Genomic DNA, 17,073 nt, shown 5'->3' on the forward strand with positions numbered 1-17,073 from the left:
GAACGGTGGCCTGAGGTCACGAAGTGGGTTGAACCCTGCCCGCGGACCCGGGCGCGGCTCCGGCCGCGCCCCGCGAGCCTAGCGCATCCGGCCCGACGACGACCTTCACCGGCCGGTTCGTGGGTGTTCATCCGAGCTGTGCCGTCCGCTCTCCTGTGACCCATAGGGTGACCGGACCTGACCGCCGGCGAAAGGGCTCCCACATGTCCACGACACCGAGCAGGCCGATCGACCGCCGGCGGTTCCTCACCCTGGCCGGTGCCGGAGTGGCTGGCGGACTGGCGACGACGACGGGGTTCGGCGCCGCGGCCGGTGCGGCGGGAGCACCAGCGACGGAAACGGGGACGGAGACCCCGACGGTGACCGCGACGACGCTCAAGCTGGCCGTGCTCACCGACACCCACGCCAGCCCGGAGGAGCCGGCCCGGCTGCAGCTCCTGCCGCGGGTGTTCGCCTCGATCGCGGCCGCCGGGCCCGACGTCGTCGTCAACTGCGGCGACATCACCGAATACGGCGGCGCGCCGGAGTTCGACGCCTACCTGTCGACCATCCCGGACGCGCTGTGGTCGCGGATGCGCCACGTCCCTGGCAACCACGAGATGCGGTGGGACGTCAACGCCGGTCAGCTGTACCGCGACACGTTCGGGCCGGCACCGTACGCCGTCGACGTCGGCGGGGTGCGGATCCTCGGGCTGGACCCGACCCAGCTGCTCCAGGAGCCCGGTCACTTCGGGCCGGACCGGCTGGCCTGGCTGGCCGGCGAGATCGACCAGGACGCGCCGGTGCTGCTGTTCCAGCACTTCCCGTACGGCGCGGACCACTACTACGTCAACGACCAGGACGCGTTCTTCGAGACGGTCGCCGGGTCACCGGTGCGCGGGGTCTTCGCCGGCCACATCCACAGCGAGGGTGTCCACCGCTTCAACGGGTTCACCCAGGTCACCGGTGCGGCGACCCGCAACGCGGCCGTCTACCAGTGGGTGGAGAGGCACGAGGACGCGGGCCACCCGGTGCTGCTGGTGTGGTCGGTGACGGTGGCCGTCGACGGCGTGGAGACGCGGCGCGAGTTGACCACCGTCCCGCTCTCCGGCGACGGCGAGGGCCGGCTGCTGCGGCCGGGCAAGATCGTGATCGACCTCGGCTCTGGTGGCGGCCTCGACGTGCGGGTCGAGGTGCCGCGCGACGGCGGCCCGGCCGCGGTCCGCGCCCAGGTGTACCCGCAGCACGTGTTCGGCGGGCGCAACGCCGGCGCCTGGATCGATTTGGCCCGCCCGGGACGGGGCCGCTGGTGGTCGGGGTCCGTCGACGGCGCGGCGCTGCCGCCCGGCCGGCACCGGCTGCAGGTGCGGGTGGTCGGCGGCGACGGCGCGACACACGAGTCGACGGCGGCGTTCGAGCTGCCCGCGGTCGCGGACACGCCGGGCCGGCGCTGGTCGCGCTCGCTGGCCGGCAGCGTGCAGGGTGCGCTCGCGGTGACCGGCGGGCTGGTCGTGGCCGGCTCCACCGGTGGCGAGGTGGCGGTGGTCGACCCGCGGCGCGACGGCCGGGACCACTGGCGGCGCTCGCTCGGCCCGGTGCACCGCGCGGCGGGCGTGGCGGCGGACGCCGTCGTCGTACCGTCCGCCGATCACCACGTCCACTCGCTGGCCGCGGAATCCGGCGCCGACCGCTGGATCGTCGATGCCGGTGCGCCGGTGCTGTGCACGCCGCTGGTGACGGCCATCGGCGGCACCGAGGCGGTGGTCTTCTCCGCCGGGACGACGCTGCACGCCGTGGCCGCCGCGGACGGCGCACCACTGTGGACCGCCGACCTCGGCGGCTTCTTCGCCGGCCGGGCCGCCTGCGACGGCGAGCGGGTCTACGCCGGCAGCGGCGATGGCAACGGCTACGCGTTCGACGCCGCGACCGGGGAGCGCCTGTGGTCGTTCCAGACGAACACCCGGCCCACCACGTACGGCCGGCTCATCTACGGCGCCTGGGACGACACCGTCGAGCTGCTGCCCGGCGGCCTGGTGCTGTTCGCGACGGTGTCCATGACGTTCGCCGTCGACGCCGTCACCGGTGCGGTGCGCTGGCAGCTGGCCGGCGGTTGCATGTACCCGCCGTCCGGGTTGACCCCGCACGGGCTGCTGCTGGTCGACGAGTGGGGCCGGTTCCAGTTGGTCGACCCGGCCACCGGGACGCGGCGCTGGTTCACCGAGCTGGGTGCGCGGACCCTCAACGCCGGGCCTGTGTTCGACGGCGACACCGCCTGGGTGGTCGCCACGACCGGCCTGCTCGCCGGCGTCGACGTCCCGACCGGCGCGGTCGCGCACCGGCTCCAGGTCGGTCCGGCCAACACCTTCAGCACGCCGGTCGTCGTCGACGGTGTCCTCGTCGTCGGCGACCAGGACGGCGGGCTGCACGGCATCGACCTGCCCAGCTAGCCGGCGGCTGCCTCGGCGAGCTGGGGGACGAATCGGCCGGCCGCCACGGCCGGGATGCCTGCGAACGCCGGGTTCGAGGCGAACGCGTCGGCGGCCCGGTCGTCGAACCAGGCCACGAAGACGTCGGACGCCACGTCGGCGCTGCCGCTGTAGTACACGGAGTCACCGGTAGCGTGCTCGTCGAGGTACGCCTCGGGTCAGGCGGTGCCGGTGAGGCGGCAGGCGGCCGCCCAGCGGTCCGGGTCGGTCGAGCGCCGTGCCGGGCTTACCAGTCGAGCGCAGTCGTCGATGGTCAGCTCGAGCAGTTCGTGCAGCCGGCGGTCGGGGTCGGGGACGCAGGCGTTCGCGATGCCCTCGACCGCGCACCGTACGGCGGTCGGCGCCGCGTACCGGCGGAACCCCTTGAGTGTGGTCTGCTCGCCCTCGGCGAACTCGCGCGCCCAGGCGGCGGCCACCGGCACGTGCTCCAGCGCCACGCGGCTGCCCTCGGTGAGGGCGCCGGCCGGTCGGTCGTCGAGCCCGTCGAGGATGCGCTCGGCGGACAGCAGCGCGACCGCGAGAACCCGCTGGCGCTCGGCCGACGCCACGGGCAGGGCCGTCGCGGCGACCCGCAGCGCGATGGCGACGTCCATGCGCGCGTCGTTCGCGTCGACGCCGATGACCCGCGGCACCAGCGGTGCCAGCTGGGGCCGATAGTCGTCGGAGACGGCGTCGTTGACCAGACGGGCCACCGCGGCGAGCAGCGGGTGCGTACACGACGGGTGGTCGCTCCAGCGCTCACCGGCCAGGTACGACGCGAACTCCATGAAGCAGGCGCCCTTGCGCGCGTTGCGGTGTTTCCCCTTGGAGAGCACCGGCAGCAGTCCCGGTGCGTCGGTGTGGAAGCCGGACATGGATGCACCCCGGAAGTGGTTCGGCGAGTGGTGTGCTCACCAGTCTGCTCCCATACGTGCCCGGAATCCACTGGTTTCATGCGCCTTCGTCGGGCCTGGCGTGGACGCCGCCGTCGCTCAGAAGCCACGCACCTTGGTCACGCGGACCCGCATGCCCACGGAGTACCGCTCGCCGAACGCCTCGAGACTGCCGGAGACCCGCTCCATGTCGTCGCGGTACTTGTCCAGGTACTCCGGCTGGTCCTGGGGCAGCGGGCCGTCGTCGAAGATCTCGGCGCGGCCGGTCAGCACGACGACGTCGCCGCCGCGGTCGTTGGCGTTGAGGTGCAGCGCCACCCGCGGCCGGTCGCGCAGCCAGGCCAGCCGGTCGGACTGGTTGTCGTTGTAGATGACGATGTCGTCGCCGACCCGGACGAACCAGACCGGGTTGGGCTGCGGGGTGCCGCTGGGCGCCGCCGTGATCAGCCAGATCACCCGTTCGTCGCGCAGCCGGTCGTGCACGCGCCGGCCGTACGGCGTCGAGACATCGGGAAACACGTCTGTGGTCATGGCCACCACCCTAGATGGGCGGACAATGACCCCATGACCTCGGAGTTCGATGCGGTCCTGGTGGGCCAGGAGGACGGCCCCGGCTGCGGTTTCCAGCTGCCGTTCGACCCCAAGGAGACGTTCGGGAAGGCCCGGGCGCCGGTGCTGGTCAGCGTCGACGGCCGGCCGCCGTTCCGCACGACGGTGGCCGTCTACGGCGGTGCCGGCTGGGTGGGGTTGCGCAAGGCCCGGCGCGCCGAGCTGGGTGTCGAGGCCGGCGACACCGTGCACGTGCGCATCGAGCCCGACGACGCGCCGCGCGTGGTGCGGGTGCCGGCCGAGCTGGCCGCGGCGCTCGGCGAGTCTCCCGTTGCCGCGCGGGCGTTCGAGGCGCTGTCCTACACGCACCGCAAGGAGTACGCCGAGTGGGTTGCCGAGGCCAGGCGCCAGCAGACCCGGGACTCCCGGGCCGCGACGACGGTGCGGAAGTTGCTGTCCGGCGGCGCAGCGTCAACGTGAGTTGACAAGCGCGTGCGTGTCACCTTAAGTTGACAGCATGACCGGATCGGACGCACGAGAAGCCCTGGACGCCGCGACGGCCGCCGTCGACGGCGACCCCAGGGTGGGCTTGCGGGCGGTGGCGGCCCTGCGCCGCCTGGTTGACCGGCTGGAGGCGCTCCAGGTCAGCAGCGCCCGCTCCCAGGGCTGGTCCTGGGAAGAGATCGGGGCCGCCCTCGGCGTCAGCCGGCAGGCCGTGCACAAGAAGTACGCGAGGAGGTAGCTCGATGTTCGAGCGATTCACCACGGAGGCCCGCGACACCGTCGTCCAGGCGCAGCGAGAGGCACGCGAGCTGCGGCACCGGTGGATCGGCACCGAGCACCTCCTGCTCGCGCTGCTGCGCCGACCCGACGCGCCGGGCGTGGCCACACTGACCCGGCTCGGGGTGACGGCGTCTGCCGCCCGCTCCGCGGTGACCGCCGTCGTCGCCGGCGACGACGGCGGCCCGCTCGGCGAGGACGACACCGAGGCGCTGCGCTCGCTCGGTATCGACCTCGACGAGGTGCGGCGCCGGGCCGAGGCCGCGTTCGGCGAAGGCGCGTTGGACACACCGCTCGACGTGGACCGCGGCCGGCGGTTCGGGCTGTTCCGGCGTCGGCTGTCGTCGTCGGACCGCGGGCCCGGGCACCTGCCGTTCGTGCCGCGGGCGAAGAAGGCCTTGGAGCTGTCGCTGCGCGAGGCGTTGGCGCTGAAGGACAAGCACATCGGCACCGAGCACCTGGTGCTGGGGCTCCTGCGCGGCGACGACCAACTCATGCGCGGCGTGCTCGAGCGGCTGGGGGTCGAGCCCGGCGCCGTCCGGTCCGAGGTCGTGGCCGACCTGCGGCGGGCCGCCTAGCGCTCGCCGTCGGCGTCGGGGTCGAGCGGTTCGAGCCGGAAGACCGGGTGCCGGTCGGCCTCCGCGGCGAAGCGCTCCGGCGGATCGGCGGGCTTGGCGTCGAAGTACGGCCTGGTCACCGGCTCGAGGCGGGCGTAGTCCTTGAGAACCGGGCCGCTCTGCTCCGCGTCGCACTCCACGGCGGCGTAGGCGTCGCTGTGCCGCCCCCGCGTCAGAGTCACTTGGCCGGCCGCGCGCACGTTGCGCACCCAGTCGACGACGCCGTACGGCGCCACCAGCCAGCGCCGCTCCCCGGAGCGCATGACCCGGACCGGCGTCGTGCGCGGCCGGCCCGTCCGCCGCCCCGCCACGGTCAGCAGCGAGTACGCCGACGGGGCGACCCCGGCCCGCAGCGCCACCGAGATGGCCGCGTTGCCCGCCTTCCGCAGCGCCGTCGTGCGGTACGTCTTCGCCATAGCCCTTCACCCTAGAGGCCCCCTCTCGCCGGCCTCCTCCCGCCGGCCTCCTCCCGTTGATCATGGAGTGGATCAGGTCCCGCGCGGGGCGGCTCGGAAGCTGACCCACTCCATGATCAACGGGTGTTCGGGGGAGTCGCGGCGGACAATAGGGCTGTGGCGAGGCTATGGGTGACGGCGGTCGCGGCGCTGCTGGCCGCGGCCGGATGCTCCGCGGAGGAGCCCGTGGCGGACCGGTCGCCGCCGGCGAGCAGCGCGCCGGCGCCGTCGTCGACCGCTCCGTCGACCACTCAACCGGCCGCGCCGACCCCGACGCCGTCCCCGACCCCCCCACCGCCGCATCCGGTGTCGCTGCCGGCGCTCATGCAGCAGGACTACGACGGCGGCGACCTGCGGGTGGGGGAGGTGCTGGAGACCGCCGACGCCTACACGCGCCACGCGGTCACATACCGCGGCGGCGGGCTGACCATCTCCGGCATCCTCAACCTGCCGGCGGGCGACGGGCCGTTCCCCGTGTTGATCCTGGCGCACGGGTACATCGACCCCGAGGTGTACACGACCGGGCGCGGCCTGCGGCGCGAGCAGGACTATCTGGCCCGGCAAGGTTACGCGGTGCTGCACACCGACTACCGCAACCATGCCGGTTCCGACGACGACCCGACCAACGAGGTGCGGCTGCGGCTGGGCTACACCGAGGACGTCGTCAACGCGGTGCTCGCGGTCAGGAGCGCGGGCCTGCCGTACCTCGACGGTGAGCGGGTCGGGCTGCTCGGGCGGTCCATGGGCGGCGGCGTCGCGCTGAACACGCTGGTCGTGCGGCCAGGGCTGGTCGACGCCGCGGTCATCTACGCGTCCGTCAGCTCCAACACGGTGCAGAACTTCGACCGCTGGACCCGGGGCCAGCCCGGCGCGGAGGAGCTGACCGCCGAGATCGTCGAGGCGTACGGCGCGCCGGAGACCAACGCGGCGTTCTGGCGCGGCGTCTCACCGGTCACCTACGTCGACCGGGTCACCGAGCCGGTCCTCATCCACCACGGCACCGCCGACGTCACCTGCCCGATCCAGTGGGCCTACGACACCGACGCCGCGCTGCGTGCCGCCGGCAAGGACGTGACGCTGCAGGTCTACGACGGCGAGCCGCACGCGTTCGAGGCGCGGTGGCAGGCCTCGATCGAGCTCACGACGGCCTTCTTCGACCAGCACCTCGCGCCGACATCCCCGTGATCGTCATGGGGACAGCCAGCGGTGCAGCACCCCGGCCAGCGCCACCGGGGCGTCGAGGTGGACCAGGTGTCCGGCGTCCTCGATGAGCTCCAGCCGCGCACCGGGGATCGTCGCCGCCAGCCGGTGCGCCCGGTCGACGGGGATCCAGGCGTCCTCAATGCCCCAGACGACCAGGACCGGCAGGTCCAGCGTCGGATACAACGGCTCGACGGCGTCGGTGTGCGCCTGGTCGGCCTGGGCGATCTGACGGTAGAACGCGGCCTGCCCGACGGGGTCCAGCCACGGCCCGGCCAGCATCTCCGTCGCGTCGTCGCCCAGCCGGCGGTGCGCGGCCCCGGAGATGTACGCGCGCAGCAGCCCGTCGTGCATGGGCGGTGGCACTGCCGCGAAGACCTCCGCGTGGTCGCGGACCAGCCGGTAGAAGTCCGACCCCCATGGCGCCAGCGCCACCACGTTGACCAGCGCCAGCGACGCGTACGACGCACTGTGCAACAGGTGCGCGCGCAGGGCGACGGCGCCGCCGATGTCGTGCGCGACGACATGCGGCGCCGGCCTGTCGCCGTCACCCCCGGCGAGGCCCCAGTGCGCCAGCAGGTCCGCGAGCAGCTCGCCCTGTGCCGCCAGGGACACGTCGTGATCGGCGTCCTTCGAGGAGCGACCATAGCCGGGCATGTCCCACAGGTGGACGGTGTGGCGCGCGCTCAGCGCGTCGGCGAAGGGCGCCCACAGCGCCGACGACCACGGTGTGCCGTGGCAGAAAACCACCGGCGGACCGCTGCCGCGGCGGGCGAGCCGCACCCGCCGGCCGCGCCAGGTGTACTCCTCGTCCAGTTCCATCCGGGGCAGTCTAGGATCGGAGTCGTACCGATCGGCCGGGGTGCCCGCGAGGGCTGAGATCACACCCGCCGAACCTGATCCGGGTCATGCCGGCGCAGGGAGCCCGACGGTGCCGGCGGCCGCCGCCGGTCTCGGTGCTCCCTCCCCGGCGGGAGGAGCTGACGGCGACATATGGCTACACCGACGGTCATCACGGTGGCGGGGTCCGACCCGTCCGGAGGCGCCGGCATCCAGGCCGACCTCAAGACGTTCTCCGCCCTCGGCGCCTACGGCGGAGCCGTCCTCACGGCGCTGACCGCGCAGAACACGCACGGGGTCACCGGGGTGCTCCCGGTCCCCGGCGGGTTCGTCGCGGACCAGTTGACCGCGCTGCTCGACGACCTCGACGTCCGCGCGATCAAGACCGGCATGCTCGGCGGCCCGGACGTCGTCGAGGCCGTGGCGGACGCCGTCGTCCGCTACGCCGTGCCCAACGTCGTCGTCGACCCGGTCATGGTGGCGACCTCGGGGGACCGGCTGGTCGACGACGCCACCGTCGAGGCGATCCGCGACCGGCTGCTGCCGCTGGCCACCGTCGTCACGCCCAACCTGCCCGAGGCCGCGACGCTGCTCGGCCGGCCGTCGGTCACCGCGGCCGAGGCGGCCGACGCCGCGGCCGAGCTGCACGCGAAGGGGCCGGCCACCGTCGTCAAGGGCGGGCACGGCGACGAGCCCGACGCCGTCGACGTCCTGGTCGACGACGACGGCACGCTCGAGCTGCGTGTCCCGCGGGTCAGGACGGCGAACACGCACGGCACCGGCTGCACGTTCTCGTCGGCGATCGCGGTCGGCCTCGCGCACGGCCGGACGCTGCGCGAGTCCGTCAGCGACGCGAAGGCCTACCTCACAGCGGCCCTGCGGGCCGCCGACCAGCTGCGGGTCGGTGGCGGGCACGGACCGGTGCACCACTTCCACGCCTGGTGGGCCCCGGCGACGACGGAGGTGGACGCGTGAGCTTCTCCGCCGACGCCTGGAGCGCCGCTCGCCCCTGGTACGACGCGATCCGGCGGCACCCGTTTCTCACCGGCCTCGCCGACGGGAGCCTGGACCGCGCGGTCTTCCTGCGCTACATCGTCGACGACGCGCACTACCTGTCCCGGTTCGCCAGGGCGCTGGCGACGACGGCGGCGCGCTGGCCCGAGCCCGTCCAGGCCGCCAGGCTGGCCCGGTTCGCCGCCGGCGCCGTCGACGCGGAGCGGCTGCTGCACGCGGCGCTGCTCGCCGACGAGGGCATGGACATCGACGCGGTCGACGCCGAACCGACGCCGACCTGCCTGGCCTACGTCAACACCCTGCAGTCCGACGCCGCGCAGGCCCCTGCCGGGGTGGCGCTGGCCGGGCTGCTGCCGTGCTTCCGCGTCTACACCGAGGTGGGCCGCGAGCTGGTCACCGTCCTCGACGGCGCCGACGGCGACCAGCACCCGTACGCGGCCTGGTTGCGCACCTACGGCGACCCGGTGTTCGCCGAGGACACCCGCACCGCCGAGAGCTTCGTCGACGACCAGGCGGAGCGGCACCCGGGCACGGTCGAGGCGATGCACGCGGCCTACGCCCAAGCGACCCGGTTCGAGTGGATGTTCTGGGACGCGGCATGGCGTGGCGAAACCTGGCCGAAACCTTGACGGCGGCGCGAACCAGAACAGACCACCATATAGAGCGTCGGGTGCGTTTCAGGTTTACGTGGCGTTACACTCGGTCGCAGCCCGGGCCCAGTGTCGCGCTCGTCACACTAGCCAGCCCGACACCCGGAGGATGAATCCCACCGTGACCAAGCCCGTCGTACTCATCGCCGAACAGCTCTCGCCAGCCACCGTCGACGCCCTCGGCCCGGACTTCGAGATCCGGCACGTCGACGGCGCCGACCGCGAGGCGCTGCTGCCGGCCATCGCCGACGTCGACGCGATCCTCGTCCGCAGCGCAACGAAGGTCGACGCCGAGGCCGTCGCCGCGGCCACGAAGCTCAAGGTCATCGCCCGGGCGGGCGTGGGCCTGGACAACGTCGACGTCAAGGCCGCTACCCAGGCCGGTGTCATGGTGGTCAACGCCCCGACGTCCAACATCGTCAGCGCCGCCGAGCTCGCGATCGGCCTGCTGCTGGCCACCGCCCGCAACATCGCGCCGGCCAACGGCGCGCTCAAGGGCGGGGAGTGGAAGCGCAGCAAGTACTCCGGGGTCGAGCTGTACGAGAAGACGGTGGGCATCGTCGGCCTGGGCCGCATCGGCGTCCTCGTCGCGCAGCGACTGTCGTCGTTCGGCATGAACGTCATCGCCTACGACCCCTTCGTGCCGGCCGCCCGCGCCGCCCAGATGGGCGTGCGCAGTGTGTCCCTTGACGAACTGCTCGCCGAGAGCGACTTCATCACCGTCCACCTGCCGAAGACGCCCGAGACCGTCGGCCTCATCGGCGAGCAGGCACTGCGCAAGGTCAAGCCGACCGTGCGCGTCATCAACGCCGCGCGCGGCGGCATCGTCGACGAGCACGCGCTGGCCCTCGCCCTCAAGGAGGGCCGCGTCGCCGGAGCCGGCATCGACGTGTTCGCCTCCGAGCCCACCACCGAGTCGCCGCTGTTCGACTTCGAGTCCGTCGTCGTCACGCCACACCTCGGCGCGTCCACCGACGAGGCCCAGGAGAAGGCCGGGGTGTCGGTGGCGCGTTCGGTCCGGCTGGCGCTGGCCGGTGAGCTGGTGCCCGACGCCGTCAACGTCAAGGGCGGCGCCATCGCCGAGGACGTCCGGCCCGGCATCCCGCTGGCGGAGAAGCTCGGCCGCATCTTCACCGCGCTGGCCGGCGGCGTCGCCACCCAGCTCGACGTCGAGGTCCGCGGTGAGATCACCACCAACGACGTCAAGATCCTCGAGCTGGCCGCGCTCAAGGGTGTCTTCGCCGACGTCGTCGAGGACCCGGTCTCCTACGTCAACGCCCCGCTCATCGCCGCCGACCGCGGGGTCGAGGTCCGCCTCGTCACCGACGAGGAGTCCGACGACTACCGCAACCTCGTCACCCTGCGCGGGGTGCTCGCCGACGGCCGCGCGGTCTCGGTCTCGGGCACCCTGTCCGGTCCCAAGCACGTCGAGAAGATCGTCGAGGTGCTCGGCTACGACATCGAGGCCATCCCGGCCGAGCACATGGCGTTCCTGCGCTACACCGACCGGCCGGGCGTGGTCGGCACGGTGGGACGGGTCCTCGGCGAGGCCGACGTCAACATCGCCGGCATGCAGGTCAGCCGGCACAGCAAGGGCGGACCCGCCCTGGTCGCCATGACCGTCGACCAGGCGATCCCCAGCCAGGTCCTCGACGACATCGTCTCCGCCATCGGCGCCGAGTGGGGCCGCAGCGTCGACCTCGACGACTGACCGCGCCTCGGTCGTGGTGTCCCCTGACCGGCCATCACGAGGACTTCACGTGCATCACCAGGCCTACAAGCATGGTGCGACACGAGATCTCGTGCTGAACGTGATCATTTCGAGGGCGCGTCTCGAAGGGCGAGACAAGGAGTCAGTTCGCGAGACGGTGCTGACGTCGCGGGCGTAACGTGGCACGCATCATGCAGTGGGCGGTACGCATTCTCGGTTGCCGCGACGGGGTCCGATAACGGCCGGCGCCTCGTCGCGGAGGTTTCGCGTACCCCGCTGGCCGCCCCGTTTCTCGTGCGGAGCACATGATCATGACTGACGAAAAGCAGGACCAGGACGAACAGGCCCAGAACGCGATCCAGGAAGCCATCGACCGTCGCGACAACGGCGGCGCAGCAGGTCGCTGACCACCGATGATGGCACCTATGTCCAGATTGCGGGACGCAGGTGCCATCATGTGGACAACCGCCGTACGGTAATGGCCCATGTCGCGCAGTCTCAACTTGGCAGTGATCCCCGGTGACGGTATCGGCGACGAGGTCGTCACCGAAGGGCTGAAGGTGCTCGACGCCGTGCTCGCGGGCGCCGACGTCAAGGTCGGCACCACCACCTACGATCTCGGTGCTCGTCGCTGGCACGCCACCGGCGAGACGCTGCCGGACACCGTCCTCGACGAGCTGCGGGGGCACGACGCCATCCTGCTCGGCGCGGTCGGCGACCCGGGCGTGCCCAGCGGCGTCCTGGAGCGCGGGCTCCTGCTCAAGCTCCGGTTCGAGCTCGACCACTACGTCAACCTGCGGCCGTCGCGGCTGTTCCCGGGTGTCGAGACCCCGCTGGCGAACCCCGGAACCATCGACTTCGTCGTCGTCCGCGAGGGCACCGAGGGTCCGTACGTCGGCAACGGCGGCGCGCTGCGGGTCGGCACCGCGCAGGAGATCGCCAACGAGGTGAGCGTCAACACCGCGTTCGGCGTCGAGCGGGTGGTCCGCGACGCGTTCGCCCGAGCCCAGGCCCGCCCCCGCAAGAAGCTGACCTACGTGCACAAGCACAACGTCCTGGTGCACGCGGGCCACCTGTGGCGCCGCACCGTCGAGCGCGTGGGCACGGAGTACCCCGACGTCGCGGTCGACTATCTGCACGTCGACGCGGCCACCATCTTCTTCGTCACCGGCCCGTCGCGGTTCGACGTCATCGTCACCGACAACCTGTTCGGCGACATCCTCACCGACCTCGCCGCGGCCATCACCGGCGGCATCGGCCTGGCCGCCAGCGGCAACGTCAACCCCGACCGCACCGCGCCGTCCATGTTCGAGCCGGTGCACGGCTCGGCGCCCGACATCGCCGGGCAGGGGATCGCCGACCCGACCGCCACGGTTCTCTCGGTCGCGATGCTCCTCGAGCACCTGGGGCTCACGGTCGAGGCGAGCCGCGTCGTCGACGCCGTCTCCGCAGACCTCGCCGAGCGAGGGCCGGCCAAGCGTCGCACGGCCGACATCGGCGACGCACTCGCCGCCCGGGTCGCGGGCGCCTGACCAACCGTCGAGCTGGATCCTGGCAGCGGCTGACCGTGCGGCCACCCTGGGTTGCTGCGCCGATGAACCTTGCGTGAACCCTGCTCCGAACAGGCATTTTGCTGTCGATCTTCACCTTGCGGCCTGTCACCGTGGAAGTCGTGACCGAGTCGCGGTACGGAGCGGAACCACGATTGCTGGCCATCGCCCACCGGGGTGGGGCAGGGCTGGCACCCGAGAACACCCTGGCGGCCTTCGAGCGCTCCTACGCGCTGGGGCTGAGGTACCTGGAGACCGACGTCCGCGTCACCGCCGACGGCGTCTGCCTCGCCTTCCACGACGCCCGGCTGGACCGCGTCACCGGCGGACGGGGTCCGGTGCGGCGCCGCACGTGGGCGGACGTGCGGGAACTGACGGTGCTGGGCACGCAGCCGGTCGCGCGTCTGGACGAGGTGCTGACAACGTTCCCGGACGCCCGGTTCGTCATCGACGTCAAGGACGAGGCCGCGCTCGCGCCGCTGGCGCGGGTGCTGCGCCGGACGCGCGCGGTGGACCGGGTCTGCCTGGCCGGTGCGTGGGACGGCTGGCTGGCGGCGCTGCGCACCGAGCTCGGGCCCGGTCTGGCCTGCGCGCTGGGCTGGCGGTCGTTGGTGTCGTGGCTGGCCTGCTCGCACGGACGGGTCGCGGCTCCGCGCCGGGTGGCCAACGGCGGCTTCGTGCACGTTCCGTTGCGCTGGGGTAGGCTTCCCGTATTCATCGACCGTCTGGTCGGAGGCGCCCATGACCTGGGGCTGCGCCTCATCGTATGGACGGTCGACGACCCAGCTTCGATGCACCGGCTGATCAGTGCGGGCGTCGACGGGATCATCACCGATCGGCCGGACGTGCTGCGGGAGGTGATGATCGCCGAGGGTCGTTGGCCACGCACCGTTTACGCGGACAGCGACGATCGGTAGCGTTGGTTGGACGTCCAAGTAGTTTCGCGAAGGGAAGCACCCGCCATGACAGCGACCGCACCGGCCCTGGAGTTCTCGACGACGCTCACGTCGAACCCGGTACCGGTCGAGCGCCGGTCGCAGGTCCTGGCCAACCCGGGGTTCGGCACCAACTTCACCGACCACATGGTCACCGCCACCTGGACCCCGGACGGTTGGCACGACGCGGAACTGCGCCCGTACGCGCCGCTGGCCCTCGACCCGGCCACCGCGGTGCTCCACTACGCGCAGGCCATCTTCGAGGGCCTCAAGGCCTACCGCCGCGACGACGGCTCGATCTGGGTGTTCCGGCCCCGGGCCAACGGCGAGCGGATGCTGCGCAGCGCCGCCCGGATGGCGCTGCCCGAGCTGCCGGTGGAGTCGTTCGTCGAGGCCATCGAGCTGCTGGTGCGCGCGGACGCCGACTGGGTCCCGTCCGGCGGCGAGACCAGCCTCTACCTGCGGCCGTTCATGTTCGCCTCCGAGGTGTTCCTCGGCGTGCGACCTGCCAAGCAGGTCACGTTCTGCGTCATCGCCTCACCGGCCGGCGCCTACTTCGCCTCGGGGGTCCAGCCGGTCGACATCTGGCTGTCGTCGGATTACACCCGGGCCGCTCCCGGCGGCACCGGCGCGGTCAAGTGCGCCGGCAACTACGCCGCCAGCCTCGTCGCCCAGCAGGAGGCCATCGAGCACGGCTGCGACCAGGTGTGCTTCCTCGACGCGGTCGAGCGGAAGTGGGTCGAGGAGCTCGGCGGCATGAACCTGTACTTCGTGCACGCCAACGGCTCGATCGTGACGCCGGAGCTCACCGGGAGCATCCTGGAGGGCATCACCCGCGACTCGATCATCACGCTGGCCGCCGACCGCGGCTACAAGGTCGACGAACGGCGCATCTCGATCGACGAGTGGCGCGACGGCGTTGCGTCCGGCGACATCACTGAGGTGTTCGCCTGCGGGACCGCCGCCGTCGTCACCCCCATCGGCCGGTTGGCCTGGGAGGGCGGCGAGGTGTCCATGGGCGCCGAGCCCGGCCCCGTCACGCAGGAGATCCGCGCCGCGCTGCTCGACGTCCAGTACGGCCGCGCCGACGACGCCCACGGCTGGATGCACCGCATCGCCTGACGCTCACCGCAACGGCAGCTCGAGCTCCAGCTCGTGCCGGATCGGGATGCCGTCGGCCTCCAGCGGTATGGACGGCTTCAGCGTCTGCCGCGACCTCGTGACGGCGTCGTGGTGCAGAGCGACGAGGTCGAAGCCGCGCCGCTGGTAGAAACGCAGCGCATGGACGTTGTCGTTGGTGGTGATCAGCCAGAGGCGGCGCGCGCCGGCCGCCGTCGCCGCCTCGCCGACGGCGTCGAGGAGGGCCGTCGCCGCGCCGAGCCCGGGGCGGACGGAGTTCAGGGTCGTGATCTCCCAGGCGCCGTCGCCGGCCCGGTAGGTCAGCACGCCGGCGGGCTCGCCGTCGGCGATGGCGAGGAAACCGGGCAGCTCGGCGGCGTCGAAGAGGACACCGTGCGCCGCCATCCGGGTCGTGCCCCAGGCGCTTCCCAGGAGGCGAACGACGAGGTCACGGTCACCCCAGGTGATCGGCCGCACCACCATGTTCACCGATGCCGCCTCCACGACTGGGGGAACCTGTGCCATACTGCTGTGCGATGTCCTTCTGTCTGATTATTACGTAGGCGCGCCGGCACCCAGCTCCAATGCCAGGCGCGCAGACCTCTCGCATCCGCGAGGGGTCTTTTGTTTTGTCAGCCAGCATCGTGTTTCCCCCGACCCGTGAGGACCGAGCAGTGACCGACCTCGAAAGCTTCCACGTCTACGACACGTCCCTGCGCGACGGCGCCCAGCAGGAGGGCCTGTCGCTGTCGGTGCACGACAAGTTGGCCATCGCCGGCCATCTGGACGAGCTCGGGGTCGGGTTCGTCGAGGGCGGCTGGCCGGGGGCCGTACCCAAGGACACCGAGTTCTTCCGCCGTGCCCGCACGGAGCTGAACCTGAAGACGGCCACGCTGGCCGCGTTCGGCGCCACCCGCAAGGCCGGCGCTCGCGCCGCCGACGACCCCCAGGTCCGGGCGCTGCTCGACGCCGAGACGCCGGTGGTCACGCTGGTGGCCAAGAGCCACGTGGGCCACGTCGAGCGGGCGTTGCGCACCACCCTGGACGAGAACCTGGCGATGATCGCCGACACCGTGGCGTACCTGACCGAGCACGGCCGGCGGGTCTTCGTCGACTGCGAGCACTTCTTCGACGGCTACCGCACCGACCCCGCGTACGCGCTGCGGGTGGTCCGGGCGGCGACGGAGGCCGGCGCCGACGTGGCCGTGCTGTGCGACACCAACGGTGGCATGCTGCCCGACGACGTCCGCGCCGTCGTCGCCGCGGTGGCCGCCGAGACCGGCGCCCGCCTGGGCATGCATGCCCACAACGACACCGGCTGCGCCGTCGCGAACACCGTCGCCGCGGTGGACGCCGGAGCCACCCACGTCCAGGGCACCGTCAACGGCACCGGCGAGCGCACCGGCAACGCCGACATCGTCACCATCGTGGCCAACCTCGAGCTCAAGCGGGCGCTGCGGGTGCTGCCCGACGGCGCCCTGCAGGAGGCCACCCGCATCGCGCACGCCGTCTCCGAGCTGACCAACATCGTGCCGTACTCGCGCCAGCCGTACGTCGGGGCCAGCGCGTTCGCGCACAAGGCCGGGCTGCACGCCAGCGCCATCAAGGTCGACCCCGACCTCTACCAGCACACCGACCCCGAGCTCGTCGGCAACGACATGCGGCTGCTGGTGTCGGACATGGCCGGCCGCGCCAGCATCGAGCTGAAGAGTCGCGAGCTGGGCTACGACGTCTCCGGCGACCGCGAGCTGGTCACCCGCGTCACCCAGCGGGTGAAGGACCTGGAGGCCGCCGGCTACACCTTCGAGGCGGCCGACGCGTCGTTCGAGCTCCTGCTGCGCACGGAGGCCGAAGGGCAGCGGCTGAGCTACTTCGACGTGGAGTCGTGGCGGGTCATCACCGAGTCGCGGCCCGGCGGCGACGCCCTCAGCGAGGCGACGGTGAAGCTGCGGGCCGGTGGCGAGCGCGTCGTCGTGACCGGTGAGGGGAACGGCCCGGTCAACGCTCTCGACCACGCACTGCGCACCGCGATCGGCGCGCTGTACCCGGAGATCGACAAGCTGGAGCTCATCGACTTCCGGGTGCGGATCCTCGACGCGGCACACGGCACCGACGCGGTCACGCGGGTGCTCGTGGAGATGACGGACGGGAAGACGTCCTGGGAGACCGTCGGTGTCGGCGCCAACATCATCGAGGCGTCGTGGGAGGCGCTCGTGGACGCCGTCACCTACGGACTGCTGCGTCAGGGGGCCGCTGCGATCAGCTGAGCCGCCCGTACTGACCTGAGGCACGAGATATGTCATCATTAGATGACAG

At 72.3% G+C, this 17,073-nt stretch carries 18 protein-coding genes and 1 riboswitch; of the genes, 12 read left to right on the forward strand and 6 right to left on the reverse strand.

Annotated elements, in window-relative coordinates; genetic code table 11:
- Nucleotides 1–203 precede the first annotated feature (203 nt).
- On the forward strand, nt 204–2,426 hold the full coding sequence (locus E1269_RS13465; RefSeq protein WP_131895281.1) for an outer membrane protein assembly factor BamB family protein: 2,223 nt from the start codon (nt 204–206) through the stop codon (nt 2,424–2,426).
- On the opposite strand, the gene E1269_RS32230 is transcribed toward E1269_RS13465, so the two are convergent.
- The 3 genes from E1269_RS32230 to E1269_RS13475 form a co-directional block, all read right to left on the reverse strand.
- Nucleotides 2,423–2,584, reverse strand: a complete 162-nt coding sequence (locus E1269_RS32230; RefSeq protein ID WP_162606398.1) for a hypothetical protein — start codon at nt 2,582–2,584, stop codon at nt 2,423–2,425. The two genes, E1269_RS13465 and E1269_RS32230, sit on opposite strands and share 4 nt — an antisense overlap.
- A gap of 39 nt (nt 2,585–2,623) precedes the next feature.
- Entirely contained in the window at nt 2,624–3,319 is a 696-nt protein-coding gene (locus E1269_RS13470) for a hypothetical protein (protein WP_131895283.1), read from the reverse strand.
- A gap of 117 nt (nt 3,320–3,436) precedes the next feature.
- Nucleotides 3,437–3,868 carry a TIGR03667 family PPOX class F420-dependent oxidoreductase gene (locus E1269_RS13475; protein ID WP_131895285.1) on the reverse strand — a complete coding sequence of 144 codons (432 nt, stop codon included), beginning with the start codon at nt 3,866–3,868 and terminating at the stop codon, nt 3,437–3,439.
- A gap of 33 nt (nt 3,869–3,901) precedes the next feature.
- On the opposite strand from E1269_RS13475, the gene E1269_RS13480 reads away from it, so the two are divergent.
- The 3 genes from E1269_RS13480 to E1269_RS33805 are packed head-to-tail and all read left to right on the forward strand — an operon-like array spanning nt 3,902 to nt 5,244.
- Entirely contained in the window at nt 3,902–4,366 is a 465-nt protein-coding gene (locus tag E1269_RS13480; RefSeq protein ID WP_131895287.1) for a YdeI/OmpD-associated family protein, read from the forward strand.
- A 37-nt stretch (nt 4,367–4,403) separates the two neighbouring features.
- On the forward strand, nt 4,404–4,628 hold the full coding sequence (locus tag E1269_RS13485; RefSeq protein WP_131895289.1) for a helix-turn-helix domain-containing protein: 225 nt from the start codon (nt 4,404–4,406) through the stop codon (nt 4,626–4,628).
- A gap of 4 nt (nt 4,629–4,632) precedes the next feature.
- Complete coding sequence (locus tag E1269_RS33805) at nt 4,633–5,244, forward strand: Clp protease N-terminal domain-containing protein (protein ID WP_131895291.1); 612 nt, start codon at nt 4,633–4,635, stop codon at nt 5,242–5,244.
- Here E1269_RS33805 and E1269_RS13495 read toward each other — a convergent pair.
- Complete coding sequence (locus E1269_RS13495; RefSeq protein ID WP_131895293.1) at nt 5,241–5,699, reverse strand: nitroreductase family deazaflavin-dependent oxidoreductase; 459 nt, start codon at nt 5,697–5,699, stop codon at nt 5,241–5,243. The genes E1269_RS33805 and E1269_RS13495 overlap by 4 nt on opposite strands.
- Nucleotides 5,700–5,855: 156 nt before the next feature.
- Here E1269_RS13495 and E1269_RS13500 point away from each other — a divergent pair, with 156 nt between their 5' ends.
- Entirely contained in the window at nt 5,856–6,923 is a 1,068-nt protein-coding gene (locus E1269_RS13500) for an alpha/beta hydrolase family protein (RefSeq protein WP_203433498.1), read from the forward strand.
- Nucleotides 6,924–6,926: 3 nt separating this feature from the next.
- Here the strand turns inward: E1269_RS13500 and E1269_RS13505 are convergent, their stop codons facing one another.
- A complete protein-coding gene (locus tag E1269_RS13505) occupies nt 6,927–7,760 on the reverse strand; it encodes an alpha/beta fold hydrolase (protein ID WP_131895295.1) in 834 nt (277 codons plus the stop codon).
- 26 nt (nt 7,761–7,786) lie between these two features.
- Nucleotides 7,787–7,879: riboswitch (TPP riboswitch) on the forward strand.
- A gap of 52 nt (nt 7,880–7,931) precedes the next feature.
- Between E1269_RS13505 and thiD the strand changes: the two genes are divergently transcribed.
- The 6 genes from thiD to E1269_RS13535 all read left to right on the forward strand — a co-directional run bounded on the left by thiD (nt 7,932) and on the right by E1269_RS13535 (nt 14,760).
- Nucleotides 7,932–8,753, forward strand: coding sequence for a bifunctional hydroxymethylpyrimidine kinase/phosphomethylpyrimidine kinase (thiD, locus tag E1269_RS13510; protein WP_131895297.1), 822 nt, complete (start codon nt 7,932–7,934; stop codon nt 8,751–8,753).
- Entirely contained in the window at nt 8,750–9,421 is a 672-nt protein-coding gene (locus E1269_RS13515; RefSeq protein WP_162606399.1) for a TenA family protein, read from the forward strand. Before thiD ends, E1269_RS13515 begins: the two co-directional genes overlap by 4 nt.
- A gap of 130 nt (nt 9,422–9,551) precedes the next feature.
- Entirely contained in the window at nt 9,552–11,153 is a 1,602-nt protein-coding gene (gene serA, locus E1269_RS13520) for a phosphoglycerate dehydrogenase (RefSeq protein WP_131895299.1), read from the forward strand.
- A gap of 485 nt (nt 11,154–11,638) precedes the next feature.
- On the forward strand, nt 11,639–12,685 hold the full coding sequence (locus tag E1269_RS13525; protein ID WP_131895301.1) for a 3-isopropylmalate dehydrogenase: 1,047 nt from the start codon (nt 11,639–11,641) through the stop codon (nt 12,683–12,685).
- A 140-nt stretch (nt 12,686–12,825) separates the two neighbouring features.
- Nucleotides 12,826–13,620: a glycerophosphodiester phosphodiesterase family protein gene (locus E1269_RS13530; RefSeq protein ID WP_203433500.1), complete on the forward strand. Its 795-nt coding sequence runs from the start codon at nt 12,826–12,828 to the stop codon at nt 13,618–13,620.
- A 45-nt stretch (nt 13,621–13,665) separates the two neighbouring features.
- Entirely contained in the window at nt 13,666–14,760 is a 1,095-nt protein-coding gene (locus tag E1269_RS13535) for a branched-chain amino acid aminotransferase (RefSeq protein WP_131895303.1), read from the forward strand.
- 3 nt (nt 14,761–14,763) lie between these two features.
- On the opposite strand, the gene E1269_RS13540 is transcribed toward E1269_RS13535, so the two are convergent.
- Nucleotides 14,764–15,282 (reverse strand): GNAT family N-acetyltransferase, encoded by a 519-nt coding sequence (locus E1269_RS13540; protein ID WP_203433502.1) that lies wholly within the window; start codon nt 15,280–15,282, stop codon nt 14,764–14,766.
- A gap of 59 nt (nt 15,283–15,341) precedes the next feature.
- On the opposite strand from E1269_RS13540, the gene cimA reads away from it, so the two are divergent.
- Nucleotides 15,342–17,024 (forward strand): citramalate synthase, encoded by a 1,683-nt coding sequence (gene cimA / locus E1269_RS13545; RefSeq protein WP_131895305.1) that lies wholly within the window; start codon nt 15,342–15,344, stop codon nt 17,022–17,024.
- Nucleotides 17,025–17,073: the final 49 nt, after the last annotated feature.

Origin of the sequence: Jiangella asiatica (genome assembly GCF_004349065.1) — a bacterium.
GTDB classification, from domain to species: domain Bacteria; phylum Actinomycetota; class Actinomycetes; order Jiangellales; family Jiangellaceae; genus Jiangella; species Jiangella asiatica.